Here is a 12,463-nt window from a genome sequence, read left to right as displayed (position 1 = left end):
CAGGAAATCTGTCTCGTACAAAGGGAATATCGATTTGGCGAAAAGTAAGGTTGCCGAAAGAGCTTTTTACCAGCCCGGTGCGAGCAGCATCGAAGGTATGCCGACAACGCTTCAGCTGTTCCACAACCACCCGCCCATCATGCTCCGGCCCCACTGGCACGCGCAGGTGGAGGTGAATTACCTGATGTCGGGATCAGTGCATTACCGCATGGGCGATCACGACCTGACGCTCAACGCCGGCCAGATGTGTATCTTCTGGGGTGGGCAGCCGCACCAGATGGACCGTTCTTCCGATGATTCCTTTTACGCGGGTGCGCATCTGCCGCTGGTGCATTTCTTTCGCATGCGCCTGCCGGTCGCCGTCTCCAGCCAGTTGATGGGTGGTGCGACAATGGTGAGCGCCGAGACGGATAGGGCGGATGCGGAAAATTTCGGCCGCTGGTTCCGTTACGTCACCTCGGGCAATCCGGTGAAAGCCCAGCATGCGGTGGAGGAACTGCTGCTAAGGGTCGAGCGGATGTTCCTCGAGCCGTACACCGTCATCTCCTCTGCCCTCAATGGAAAACGCAAACAGGATGACGAGGGCATGGCGCCCTCCATTGGCGTGGTGCGCATGTGCGACTTCATCGCCGCCAATTTTCTCGACGATATCGACGCGACGGAGATTGCCCGCGCCGCGTCGTTGCACCCGAAATATGCAATGAACCTGTTCCGCAAATCGACGGGCATGACGCTAATCAAATATCTCACCCTGCTCCGGCTTTCCCGCGCACAGGCGATGCTGATGACGGGCAAGGACAATATTCTGCAAATCGCCATGGAAAGCGGTTTCGGCTCGGTCAGCGCCTTCAACAAGGCCTTTCGCCAGATATCAGGCATGTCGCCTTCCGATTTCCGCCGCGACATGCGGGCGGCAGCGGCTTAATCTTCACTATCGGCGAAAGCGGCGCTGCGCTGCCGCGCCGCCTGACGGTAAGCGCGCGGCGAACTGCCGAGCATCCGCCGGAACATGGTGGTGAAAGCCGGGATGTTTTCATAACCCGCATCCAGCGCCACATTGGTCACCGCTTCGCCCGCCGCCAATCTCGGCAATGAGGCAAAGATGCAGGCCTGCTGGCGCCAGGTAACGAAGCTCACCCCCATCTCCCGACGAAAAAGGCGTGTGAAGGAGCGGCGGCTGATGCCCATTGCCGCGGCCCAGTCGTCGATCTCCACCCGCGCCACCGGCTTTTTAAGGAAGTCACGGCAAAGCGCAGCCAGCCGCTGATTGTCCGGAAAAGGCAAGCCCAAAGGGCGTTCCGGCAGGCGATTCACCTCATCCAGCAAAAGGGCGCGCACGAGACCCTGACGATGGAACGCGGATGGCTGGTGCTCCTCGGCCAGCAATTCCGAAATGAGACTCGCTGCCAATTCGGTTATTTCCACGACCTTCGGGACGTCTGCCTGAAACATCTCAGGATGAACGTAGATCGAGTGCATCTCCACCGCAGAGATGATCTCGGCCTCATGTTGCAGCCCGGCGGGAATGAGCAACCCGTGACCGGGCGGTATCATCCAGCGCCCGTCGGCCGTGCTCACCAGCACCACGCCCTGACGGGCGCACCAGATCTGCACCCGGCTATGGCTGTGCGGCGGTGTTCGATGACCCGTGGGATAAGTACGATGAAGCGCCAGCACCGGCTCGTTGGTGCCGTCGATCAATTTCAGGCTGCGCTCGTGCTCTTCCAGGCCCATGCCGAATGGCTGTCGCGATTTGATTTTTGCCATTTGGCCCACTCACAAAGAAAATCGTCCAGAACACAAATGCAGGCCAGACACAATATGAATAAAAGCGGGAGCAATAAAGACATGTTTTCCGCTTCGTCAGCGGGGATCTGAAGAGGATTTACCATGGCCACCGTCACCAGCACCGGGTTCAACCCGCAACGCACGGCGTTTTCAATCATTGCAGCGGCGAGCTTCTGCCACATGCTGAACGACATCATGCAATCGCTGCTGACGTCACTTTATCCGTTGCTGAAGGCCAATTACGCGCTCGATTTCGTGCAGATCGGCCTGCTGACCTTCGCCTTTCAGGTCACCGCATCGCTGCTGCAGCCGGTCGTCGGCACGGTGACCGACCGCTGGCCGATGCCCTTCTCCCTGCCTGTTGCCATGCTGTCCACCTGCGCCGGTCTCATCACGCTTGCCTTTGCCCATAGTTTCGAGGTTCTGGTGATCGGCGCCTGCCTCATCGGCGTCGGCTCGGCGATCTTCCATCCGGAAGCCTCTCGCGTTGCGCGCCTGGCATCCGGCGGCCGCCATGGTCTGGCGCAATCATTCTTCCAGGTGGGCGGCAATACCGGCACGGCCATCGGCCCGCTGCTCGCCGCCTTCGTCGTCATCCCGCTCGGCCAGACGAGCCTCAGCTGGTTCTCGCTGATCGCGCTCCTCGGCTTCGGCGTGCTTTCCTGGGTCGGCGTCTGGTACACCCGCCACCGCCGCGCAACCGTCGGCAAGGCCGCGGCCAGCCGCGCCCTGCCCCTCTCGCGTGGCACGGTGATGATGACGCTACTGGTGCTGGTGGTTCTGACCGCCACCAAGAATGCCTATCTCGCCAGCCTGTCCAGCTACTTCACCTTCTATACCATCGACAAGTTCGGTCTTGGCGTACAGGACGCGCAGGTTCTGCTGTTCCTTTTCCTCGGGGCTTCGGCGCTCGGTGTGTTCTTCGGCGGCCCGATCGGCGACCGTTTCGGCTCCCGCGTCGTCATCTGGTTCTCGATCCTCGGCGTCATTCCCTTCGCGCTCATGCTGCCCTATGCCAACCTGTTCTGGACGGCGGTTCTGGTGGTTGTCATCGGCTTCGTCTTCTCCTCCGCTTTCTCGGCCATCGTCGTGTTCGCGCAGGAACTGGTGCCGGGCCGCGTCGGCCTCATCGCCGGCATGTTCTTCGGTTTCGCCTTCGGTTTCGGCGGCATCGGGGCTGCGGTTCTGGGCGTCTATGCGGATAAGGAAGGCATCGAATTCGTCTACCGCATCTGCTCCTACATGCCGCTGCTCGGCCTTCTGACAGTGTTCCTGCCGAAACTGCCGAGCCACCGCTAGGACCGGCCAATAGCGGCGGTCATTTCAAATCTGACCGCCGCCCCGCATCAGGCCGATTTTCGCAACATGAGGTCGGCACTGAGGAGAATGCGATCACGAATGCGGGTCGACTGACCCGCCTCCTCGTTCAGCTTCTGAAAAAGAAGCTCGATCGACAGCCTGCCGATCTCGTTATAATTCTGCGCCACGGTCGTAATCGGCGGGTTGGCGTAACGCGACAGCGGATGATCGTCATGACCGGCAACCCGCAGATCATGCCCGGTGCCATGGCCGACCTTCATGCCCTTCTGCGAGGCAGCCGAGATGACGCCGAAAGCGATCCGATCATTGGCGCACAGGATGGTTCGGGAGGGCAGATCCCCCATTCGTTCGAAAAGCCGGCTCGCCTCATCGAACGCAAACCGCTCGAAATCCCATCGCGCGGGCTTCGCGACATCCAGGCACAAGGGTTCGCGGCCGAGACGCCGCATAGCCTCCTCATAGGCTATACGGCGCGTCGAGGAGTTGTTGTTGACCTGCGGCATATCGAAATAGCTGGGCGGCTCACCCGAGCGGCAGAGATAATCAACGATCAGGTCAACGCTCTGCCTGTTATCCGTGCCGACAAAGGCCGACATCTCGTCCAGCGGCGAGTCGACGTAGACGATGGGGATGGTAGCGGCGAGCTGTTCTAGCGTCGAGCAGTGCGATGTAACACCCAGCGGCGCGATGATCGCGCCCGCGATGTTCATGGACTTGAAAGTACGGATGGCACGGTCTTCGATTTCCGGCTTTCCATCCGAAGACAGCACGAAGGCAAGAAAACCGGCGTCGTTGGCAATCGATTCGATACGGTTCGTCAGGGCCATGTAGAAAGGGTCGGCATAGTTCGGAATGACAATGCCAATAATATTGCTGCGACGGCGGTTGAGATTGACGGCAAACATATTCGGCCGGAAGCCGGATTTTCTAAGCGCCTCCTCTATTGTGTCCCGCGTTTTCTTACGCACCGAGGACGGGTCATTGAAGTATTTGGATACCGTCGGGCGAGAGAACCCGACGAACTCCGAAAATTCCTCCATCGTCCTGATAGACTTGGCCACAATGTTACCCCCAATGAAAGAATCATGGGTAGATTACATCGCTCTTTCCTGTCGCGAAAGACCGATCATATGCGCCTCCCGGAAGCCAAAACATCAGAGCGTACAAACTATACATTCTTTCTCATAACATAAGTAGAATATCTTCACGTATCAGGTTCCATCGATCCGGGCACCGCTCCTGTCGAAGACATGCAGCCGCTCCTGCGGGAAACCGACCCGAAGGGATTTGCCCGGCTGCAACAGCGCCCGGTCTGACGAAAACAGCTTGAACGGCAATCCGTGCACGGTGAGATGCAAGATGACACCGAGGCCGGTCGGCTCGACCAGATCGACCGTCGCTTCAACATCACCCTCGGCCGGCGCAACGGTGACATGTTCCGGACGGATGCCGAGCGTGACCGGCTCGCCATCGGCCAGCTTCACATCCCGGCCAAGCTCAAGGCGCGTGCCGTCACTCAGCACGACGAAACTGCCGCCATTCTCCCGTCCGATCCGGCCTTCGAGGAAATTCATGCCCGGTGAGCCGATAAAGCCGGCAACGAAGAGATTGGCGGGACGGTCATAGAGATCGAGCGGCGCCCCGATCTGCTGCACATGGCCGGCATTCATGGCGACGATACGGGATGCGAGCGTCATGGCCTCGATCTGGTCATGGGTAACGTAAACCGAGGTGGCACCGAGATCGGCATGCATGCGTTTGATTTCGGCGCGCATCTGCTCGCGCAGCCGCGCATCGAGGTTGGACAGTGGTTCATCGAACAGAAAGGCCTTGGGCTGGCGCACGATGGCGCGGCCCATGGCGACACGCTGGCGTTGGCCGCCGGAGAGCGCCTTCGGGCGGCGGGCGAGATAGGGATCGAGGCCGAGTTTCGCGGAAGCACCGGCCACCGCCGCCGCGATGGTTTCTTTCGGGCTGCGACGCAGGCGAAGGCTATAGCTCATATTGTCGGCAACGCTCATATGCGGATAGAGCGCGTAGGATTGAAACACCATGGCGATATCCCGGTCCTTCGGCCGGCGATCATTGACGCGCTCACCGTCGATGGACAGGTCGCCGGACGTTATCTCCTCAAGTCCCGCGATCATGCGCAGCAACGTCGATTTTCCGCACCCGGATGGGCCGACGAGAACGATGAACTCGCCATCACCAATATCAAGATCGACGCCATGCAGCACGGCGAGGTCGCCATAGGTCTTGCCGACATTCTTCAGCTCAATGGAAGCCATGGGATTATCCTTTCACCGCGCCGGCCGTCAGGCCCTGCACGAGATAACGTTGAATAAGCAGGAAGAAGAGGCAGGCCGGAATGAGCGCCAGAACGCCCGCCGCCATCATCTGCCCGAAATCGACGGAGAATTTAGACACGAAGGTCAGAAGGCCGACCGGGAAAGTGGCGCTTTGGTTGCCGGAAATCAGCATCAGAGCAAACAGCAGCTCGCTCCATGCGGCGGTGAAGACGAAGCCGAGCGTTGCGGCAATGCCCGGCAGCGTCAGCGGCAGAATGATCTGGCGAAAGGCCGTAAACCGGCTCGCCCCGTCGATCATTGCGGCCTCCTCCAGATCCTTCGGAATGCCGTCGAAGAAGGACTGCATGAGGAAGGTAGCGAAAGGCACGTTGAAGGCGGTGTAGACGATAACGAGGCCTGTCAGGCTGTTGGTGAGGCCGAGCGGCGACAGCATCTTGAAGATCGGCGCGACCAGCATCACCAGCGGGAACATCTGGGTGATCAGCATCAGGGCGACGATCCAGTATTTGCCCTTGAAACGGAAGCGTGACAACGCGTAACCCGAAAGTGACGAGAGTACCGTTACGGCAAGCGCCGTGGAGCCAGCGACGATGACGCTGTTCTTAAAAAATGTCGGGAAGGCGCTGTTTTCTATGACGAAACGATAATGGTCCCATGTCGCCCGCGACGGCCACATTCGCACACCTTCGCTGTAGAGCAGGTCATTCGGCGTGACGGAGACCTTGAGCAGCCAGAACAGCGGGAACAGCGCAAAAGCGATATAGGCGAGGATCGCCAGACGATGGGCAAGGGTGAGAAATATCCTTGATGTCATCGGTCAATCCTTCTCGATCAGGCGCTGGCGCAGCAGCACGATCACCATGGAATAGGCAAGCAGCAACACCAGCAGCACCAGCGCAATGGCCGAGGCATAACCGAAATCCAGACGCCTAAAGGCCTGGGTGAAGATGTAGCTGGCGACGATCTGCGTGCGGTCGGCCGGTCCGCCATTGGTCATGACGATGATGAGATCGGCGAAATTGGCAATCCAGACGGTGCGCAGCAGGATGGTGATGGCGATGGTGGGGGCGAGAAACGGCAGGGTGATCGAGGTGAAACGCTGAAGCGGATTCGCCCCGTCGATTTCCGCAGCCTCGTAGAGATCGCGCGGAATCGCCTGCAATGCGGCAAGCAAAGTGATGGCGAAGAAGGGAATGCCCCACCAGACATTGGCAATGATCGGCCCCCACATGGCGAGATGCGGATCGGCGAGAATATTGTTAGGTGCGGATAAAAGCCCGAGCGACACCATCCAGTGCGGCAGCGGCCCGATGACCGGGTTGAACAGCCATGCCCAGTTGAGACCGGCGAGAAAGGTCGGCACGGCCCATGGCAGAAACACCAGCGCCTGAGCGAGCCCCCTGCCTGCGAAAGGCTTATCCAGCAGCAGTGCCAGAATGAGGCCGAAGAAGAATTGCAGGAAAACCGAAGCGCCTGTCCACCAGAGCGTGTTTTTCAGCGCCCGGTAAAAGGCCGCGTCCTGCGACAGAGCCTCCAGATGTTTCAGGCCGACGAAACCGCCGGAGAACGGGTTGAGCAGCTGCACGTCGCGAAACGCATAGGAGAGGCCGAGCACCAGCGGCACCAGCATGACGGCGACGATGAGCACCAGAACGGGCGCGCTGTAGAGCCATGGTTCGGCCCAATCAGCAAACCGCCGCATTGCGGGCTTGCCAGCCGGTTTGCGCGCAGCCACCGGCCCGGCGCCATGGGCATAGGACATTGTATCGCTCCCTGATCGGACGACGGAACGGACGGGTTTTCCAGCCTCTCGGCTCACCGATCCGAAAAATTGCAAGAAAAAGCCTGTCGCAGCGAAGGCCGGCAAGACCCGCCGCACGGGCATTTGCGCCCGCACGGCTGGTGCGTGTCGTTACTTCGAGGCGAGGAATTTCTGCTGCGCCTTCGTCATGTAATCCGCCCATTGCTTGGCGAGGTCTTCCGGCGTGATGTCGCCGAGCAGCGCTTCCTGAGAGGTCTTGATCACGAGCGAGTCCTTGAAGAAGGCGAATTCCTCAAGATAGGTCGGCATCGTCGTCGGCACAGCGTTCTTGTCCGCCAGTTCATCGAACCAGCCCTTGAACTGCTCGCTGGCATAGAAGGGGTCCTTCTCCGCCGACTTGTGCACCGGCAGCGCGCCCGTCTTCTTGTTCCACTCGATATTGCCTTCCGGTCCCTCAAGCGTCTCGATCAGCTTCCAGGAAAGGTCCTTGTTTTCAGACTTCGCCATCATCGACCAGCCGGCGAAACCAATCGTCGGGAAGGTCTTGCCATCGGGTCCCTTCGGCATGGTCATGACGCCGAAATCTTCCGGCTTCATGCGCTGGGCAATGGCGATCAGCGCATCCGGATCCTGATCGAGGAAGGCGCAGGTGCCGGAATAAAAACCGGCGACGATCTCGTTAAAGCCCCAGTTGACGCTGTCCTTCGGCGCCAGGCCGTTCTTGTAAAGATCGATCACATAGGTCAGGCCCTTCACCCAGCCGGGGCTATCGAATGTGGAAGTGCCGTCCTTGGTGAAGAACTCGTTCGAGCCAGCCATGGACGCGCCGAACATGACCCAGCCGTTGAGGCCGCCCGGGCCGCCGCGCAGGCAATAGCCGTATTTGCCGGGCAGTGCCGCGACCTTCTTGGAGGCGTCGGCAAACTCCTCGAGCGTCTTCGGCGGCTCCTTCACGCCGGCTTCGGCCAGCAGCTTCTTGTTGTAGAACATGGCGCGGAGATAGAAACCGTAAGGCAGCATATAGGCGGTGTTCTTCACATCGCGGCCGAGTTCGAGCGTGCGCTCGCTCAAGCCCGCCGTGTGTTCCCACTTGGCGAGATAGGGTTCAAGGCTCTGCAGCATGCCGTTATTGGCATAAAGCGACAACCAGGTATCAGGCATTTCCATCACATCGGGAATATCGCCCGCGGAAACCATGGTGGCGAATTTCTGGAAGGCCTCGCTCCACGGCAGCGAGATGATCTCTACCTTGGTGCCGGGATTGGCCGCTTCGAATTTCGAGACGATGCCCTTCAGCGTTTCGGTGCGTTCCGGGCTGGTGATGACTTCCACCAGTTTCAAGGTCGTGTCCGCCAGCGCCGTTCCGGTCATCAGGGCGTTGAAGATTGCTGCTGCTACCAGTTTTTTCATGTCGTTCTCCCCTTTTTGTGGTCAGTTTAAAAAACGTCAGGCGGCGGAGGCCGCCTTGATCGCGGGTTCAAGATCGTTCCAGAGCGCTTCCGTGCCCTCCAGCCCAACATGCAGGCGCACGGAGCGTGCGCTGATGCCGAAGGTGTGGGCGGAGTTTGGTTGCGCCTTCTGTTCGAGCACCACTTCGCCCGGAACGATCAGGCTTTCATGCCCGCCCCAGGAAACACCCAATTTGAAAAGCTTGAGCCGGTCGGCAAAAGCGCGCACATCCACCCCTTCCTTGAAAATGAAGGAAAACAGGCCCGACGTGCCGTTAAGGCCGGGCGGCAGGCGGTTCGCCAGCCCGGGATGGCAGACCTTCTCCACCACATCCAGCGCCTGCAGGCGGCTAGCGATATCCAAAGCCGAGGCCTGATGCGCCTTCATGCGCAGCGGCAGGGTGCGAAGTCCGCGAATGAGCAACCATGCATCGAAGGGGGACATCTTGCCGCCGAGATAGGGATAGGTTTCCGCCCGGATGCGGTCGATCATCGCCTTCGAACCGGCAACCACGCCGGACACCACATCGCTATGGCCGCCGAGATATTTCGAGGCCGAATGCACGACCAAATCGACGCCAAGCGAAATCGGCTGCTGGAAAACGGGGCTTGCCCAGGAATTGTCGATGACGGTGACCGCGCCATGACGCTTGCCTATGGCAGCGAGCGCACCGACATCATGGGCTTCCATCACCCAGCTTGTCGGGCTTTCCATGTAGAACAGCTTGGCGCCTGGCATCGCCTTTTCAACTGCCGCCTCATCGCGACCGTCGACGTAGGTCACCTCGATATTCATGCGCTGCATAAAGGTGCCGAACAGGCGGAAGGCATCGGGATAGACATGGCGCACCGCGACGATGCGGTCGCCGGGCGAAACGAAGGAAAGCACGGTGGAGGAAATGGCAGACATGCCGCTCGCAAAACCGAGCGCATCTTCCGCCCTTTCGAGCTTCGCCAGCATTTCCTCGAACAGCCGCACGGTGGGATTGAGCCCGCGCGTATAAACCGGCCGCACCTTTTCGCCGCGATAGGTGGAGACCATCTCGTCATAGCTGGAAAAGGTGAAAAGCGAGGTCTGCACGATGGGCGGCACCACGGCGTCGAAGGCGTGGGCTTCGTCATGGGCGACGATCAAAGAGGCGGGATCGAACAGATCGTTGCCATGGTTCATTTCGACATGTCCTTGATATCCTCCTCGACGACGGCGAGGATTTTCAGTGTTTCTTCACGGGCGGTCTCCGCATCGCCCGCAGCGATCGCGTTGAACAAGGTGCGGTGAAAGGGAAAGGAGCGACCGGCGAAATCCGGGCGGTCGAACGGTTTCGACCAGAAACGTTCGAAACCTTCGCGCATCTGCTCCAGAAGCTGCTTGAACAGCGTATTGTGGGTGGCGTCGTAGATCGACAGATGGAAGGCAAGGTCGGCTTTACCGGAGGTGCCTTCGGCCAGATGCACCCGCTCCATCTCATCGAGCCGCGCTTCCATGGTGGCGATATCGTCTGCCGTGCGGCGACGAGCGGCAGCCATGGAGGCCTCCACTTCGATGCCGCGTCGTACTTCCAGCGTCATCAGCAGCGCGTCGCGCAGGCTTTCGGCATCTATGGAGATCGGCATATGCACGGTGGCGGCGGAAATCGGTTTCAGGAGGTAGTTCCCGCTGCCCTTTCGGCTGTCGATCACACCGAGCGCCTGAAACTTGCGGATGACTTCGCGGATGGTGGACCGCCCCACGCCCAGCGCCGCCATAAGTTCCCGCTCCGCCGGCAGCCGATCTCCCGCCTTCAGTCCAGCCCGCTCCACATAGTCGGAAAGCGCAGCCTCGACCTGGCGCACACGGTCGCTCGGCGGAATCGGCTGCATGAGTTCCCGGCTGGACCTGTCCAAAACGCATCCCCTAAATTGGTCTGACATCTTACCATTTCAAAAGGTAAAAGGAATGTCAACGGGCAAGGGGACGCTGTACGCTCCTCTCAGCAAAATCTCGTATGCTGCTGAAAAAATAGAGATAATGAAGTGCCCAAAGTGTCTCTTGGGTTATTGGTGCAGCAAAAAAGTAACTGCGCGATCCCTCGATATCGAAACGTCAGAGTGCGGGCTTGAAGGGAATCGATTGTGCCGCATCACGACGACAGAGAGCCGCCGATTAAGCCGTCTTCACGCGAGCCACCTGACGCGCCAATGCGTCGGCATGCTCATTGCCGACAGTGCCGGAATGCCCCTTGCACCATTCTACGGCCACATGGGGATGCTGCTCGAGCAACGTGTCGAGCTGCTGCCAGATTTCCCTGTCAGGGATCGGTCTTCGGCGGTTACGCTGGTTGGGCGTGATGCGCGTCCAGCCATTGTTGCGCCAGATCGCTCTATACCGCCGACAGCCCTCAATGACATGAACTGCATCCGTCCAGAGCGTGACTGCCCGCGTTGGCGCCTCAGCGGCGATCCACAACATGGCATTCAGGACGGCGAGGACCTCGAACGTATTGTTGGATGTGCCGGCCGCCTTGCCCGAGGCCGAATGGATTTGGTCGGCTGTTTCATAAACGACGAACGCCCATCCTCCGGAACGGGAGGCATCATCGAAGGCGCCGTCGGTGAAAATGTGAAGCGCATCGGACATGACAGGTTGTGTAGTACCCAATCGGAAACCACTAAAGCAACACGCCATTTGAGAAGGTTTCTTCGGTGCCAATAGCGTTTCCCCCTCGCAGGCAGCCAAAAAGCGCGGGCAGAAAAGCAGAAAGGGCGGGGCAAGCCGTCCTCCCCGACTCCACAACGAAAGAGCTGAACTTACTGGCCGAGAACCGCCGCCGTGATCGTCTGCATATTGTGATTGATCATGTCGATATAGGTCGAAGCCGGGCCATCGGCAGTCGAAAGCGCGTCGGAGTAGAGCGTGCCACCAACCTTGAGACCGGTTTCGCTGGCGATCTGGTCGATCAGCCGCTTGTCGGTAATGTTCTCGACGAAGATCGCCGAGGCCTTGTCATGTTTTACCTGGTCAACGAGCTTGGCGACATCGGCGGCCGAGGCTTCTGATTCCGTTGATACGCCTTCGGGCGCAAGAAAATTCAGACCATAGGCATGCTCGAAATAACCGAAGGCGTCATGCGAAGTAATGATGACGCGTTTTTCCGGCGGGATGGCGGCGATCTCGGTCTTCACCTTCTCGTTCAGCGCGGCAAGCTTGGCGATATAGGCGTCCGAATTGGCGGTGTAGGTGGCGCAACCGGCCTTGTCGACTTCGCAAAATGCGCCGGCAATGTTCTTCACGTAGATTTCCGCGTTCTTGATCGACTGCCAGGCATGTGGATCGTATTCGCCGTGATGGTGATGCCCCTCATGGCCGTGGTCGTGATCATGGGCCTCGGCGGTCTCATGGCTGTGGCCGGCTTCTTCGGCCTTGTGGTCGTGGCCATCCTCTTCCTCGGCTTCCGGATGGGCGTGACCTGCCGGCTCTTCAGAAAGCTTGAGCGGCTCCACACCCTTGGTCAGTTCCACCACCGGCGCCTTGGTGCCGCTGGTGTCGATCAGCCGCTTCAGGAAGCCTTCAAATTCCAGACCGTTGACCAGCACCACATCCGCCTTGCTGACGGCGACGGCATCGGCCGGGCGGGGTTCATAAACGTGGGCGTCACCATCCGGCCCCACCAACGTGGTGATCTCCACGCGGTCACCGCCGACGTTTTTAGCAAAATCGGCGATGATCGAGAAGCTCGCCACGACCTTGAGTTCGGCGGCGGACGCCTGCGCCATCAGGACCGGGGAGAGGGAAAGAAGGCTGACGCCAGTGGCGAGACGGAGGGTTTTGAACATGAAGGTTCTCCTTTTTCGAACGC

At 59.6% G+C, this 12,463-nt stretch carries 12 protein-coding genes; 2 read left to right on the top strand and 10 right to left on the bottom strand.

The features are described 5' to 3' along the window. Positions 1-34: 34 nt before the first annotated feature. Positions 35-925, top strand: a complete 891-nt coding sequence (locus tag PL599_RS02610) for a helix-turn-helix domain-containing protein (RefSeq protein ID WP_269824087.1) — start codon at positions 35-37, stop codon at positions 923-925. Here the strand turns inward: PL599_RS02610 and PL599_RS02605 are convergent. Beyond that, a complete protein-coding gene (locus tag PL599_RS02605) occupies positions 922-1,767 on the bottom strand; it encodes an AraC family transcriptional regulator (RefSeq protein ID WP_269824088.1) in 846 nt (281 codons plus the stop codon). The genes PL599_RS02610 and PL599_RS02605 overlap by 4 nt on opposite strands. Positions 1,768-1,890: 123 nt before the next feature. On the opposite strand from PL599_RS02605, the gene PL599_RS02600 reads away from it, so the two are divergent. Then, on the top strand, positions 1,891-3,087 hold the full coding sequence (locus tag PL599_RS02600) for an MFS transporter (protein ID WP_269824089.1): 1,197 nt from the start codon (positions 1,891-1,893) through the stop codon (positions 3,085-3,087). Between the two features lie 47 nt (positions 3,088-3,134). Here PL599_RS02600 and PL599_RS02595 read toward each other — a convergent pair whose 3' ends face one another. The 9 genes from PL599_RS02595 to aztC form a co-directional block, all read right to left on the bottom strand. Next, positions 3,135-4,148 (bottom strand): LacI family DNA-binding transcriptional regulator, encoded by a 1,014-nt coding sequence (locus tag PL599_RS02595; RefSeq protein ID WP_269824170.1) that lies wholly within the window; start codon positions 4,146-4,148, stop codon positions 3,135-3,137. A 171-nt stretch (positions 4,149-4,319) separates the two neighbouring features. Then, positions 4,320-5,396 carry an ABC transporter ATP-binding protein gene (locus tag PL599_RS02590; protein ID WP_269824090.1) on the bottom strand — a complete coding sequence of 359 codons (1,077 nt, stop codon included), beginning with the start codon at positions 5,394-5,396 and terminating at the stop codon, positions 4,320-4,322. A 4-nt stretch (positions 5,397-5,400) separates the two neighbouring features. Further along, positions 5,401-6,231 carry a carbohydrate ABC transporter permease gene (locus tag PL599_RS02585; RefSeq protein ID WP_003499970.1) on the bottom strand — a complete coding sequence of 277 codons (831 nt, stop codon included), beginning with the start codon at positions 6,229-6,231 and terminating at the stop codon, positions 5,401-5,403. A 3-nt stretch (positions 6,232-6,234) separates the two neighbouring features. Beyond that, positions 6,235-7,179: a carbohydrate ABC transporter permease gene (locus PL599_RS02580; protein WP_269824091.1), complete on the bottom strand. Its 945-nt coding sequence runs from the start codon at positions 7,177-7,179 to the stop codon at positions 6,235-6,237. 150 nt (positions 7,180-7,329) lie between these two features. Beyond that, on the bottom strand, positions 7,330-8,589 hold the full coding sequence (locus PL599_RS02575; RefSeq protein WP_269824092.1) for an ABC transporter substrate-binding protein: 1,260 nt from the start codon (positions 8,587-8,589) through the stop codon (positions 7,330-7,332). A 36-nt stretch (positions 8,590-8,625) separates the two neighbouring features. Beyond that, a complete protein-coding gene (locus PL599_RS02570) occupies positions 8,626-9,798 on the bottom strand; it encodes a PLP-dependent transferase (protein WP_137411718.1) in 1,173 nt (390 codons plus the stop codon). Beyond that, a complete protein-coding gene (locus tag PL599_RS02565; RefSeq protein ID WP_048902873.1) occupies positions 9,795-10,487 on the bottom strand; it encodes a FadR/GntR family transcriptional regulator in 693 nt (230 codons plus the stop codon). The genes PL599_RS02570 and PL599_RS02565 overlap by 4 nt, the downstream gene beginning before the upstream one ends. A gap of 283 nt (positions 10,488-10,770) precedes the next feature. Further along, entirely contained in the window at positions 10,771-11,244 is a 474-nt protein-coding gene (locus tag PL599_RS02560) for a ribonuclease H family protein (protein WP_271358789.1), read from the bottom strand. 170 nt (positions 11,245-11,414) lie between these two features. After that, a complete protein-coding gene (gene aztC / locus PL599_RS02555; protein WP_077984232.1) occupies positions 11,415-12,440 on the bottom strand; it encodes a zinc ABC transporter substrate-binding protein AztC in 1,026 nt (341 codons plus the stop codon). Positions 12,441-12,463: the final 23 nt, after the last annotated feature.

This window comes from Agrobacterium sp. ST15.16.055, assembly GCF_027956555.1.
Classification (GTDB): domain Bacteria; phylum Pseudomonadota; class Alphaproteobacteria; order Rhizobiales; family Rhizobiaceae; genus Agrobacterium; species Agrobacterium salinitolerans.
This window is presented reverse-complemented; position numbering and strand designations above follow the sequence as displayed.

What these genes read in the sequence shown, in the direction of transcription:
- PL599_RS02605 (WP_269824088.1), bottom strand. Translation starts at nt 1,767, where the DNA reads ATGGCAAAAATCAAATCGCGACAGCCATTCGGCATGGGCCTGGAAGAG.
- PL599_RS02600 (WP_269824089.1), top strand. Translation starts at nt 1,891, where the DNA reads ATGGCCACCGTCACCAGCACCGGGTTCAACCCGCAACGCACGGCGTTT.
- PL599_RS02595 (WP_269824170.1), bottom strand. Translation starts at nt 4,148, where the DNA reads ATGGAGGAATTTTCGGAGTTCGTCGGGTTCTCTCGCCCGACGGTATCC.
- PL599_RS02590 (WP_269824090.1), bottom strand. Translation starts at nt 5,396, where the DNA reads ATGGCTTCCATTGAGCTGAAGAATGTCGGCAAGACCTATGGCGACCTC.
- PL599_RS02585 (WP_003499970.1), bottom strand. Translation starts at nt 6,231, where the DNA reads ATGACATCAAGGATATTTCTCACCCTTGCCCATCGTCTGGCGATCCTC.
- PL599_RS02580 (WP_269824091.1), bottom strand. Translation starts at nt 7,179, where the DNA reads ATGTCCTATGCCCATGGCGCCGGGCCGGTGGCTGCGCGCAAACCGGCT.
- PL599_RS02575 (WP_269824092.1), bottom strand. Translation starts at nt 8,589, where the DNA reads ATGAAAAAACTGGTAGCAGCAGCAATCTTCAACGCCCTGATGACCGGA.
- PL599_RS02570 (WP_137411718.1), bottom strand. Translation starts at nt 9,798, where the DNA reads ATGAACCATGGCAACGATCTGTTCGATCCCGCCTCTTTGATCGTCGCC.
- PL599_RS02565 (WP_048902873.1), bottom strand. Translation starts at nt 10,487, where the DNA reads ATGCAGCCGATTCCGCCGAGCGACCGTGTGCGCCAGGTCGAGGCTGCG.
- PL599_RS02560 (WP_271358789.1), bottom strand. Translation starts at nt 11,244, where the DNA reads ATGTCCGATGCGCTTCACATTTTCACCGACGGCGCCTTCGATGATGCC.
- aztC (WP_077984232.1), bottom strand. Translation starts at nt 12,440, where the DNA reads ATGTTCAAAACCCTCCGTCTCGCCACTGGCGTCAGCCTTCTTTCCCTC.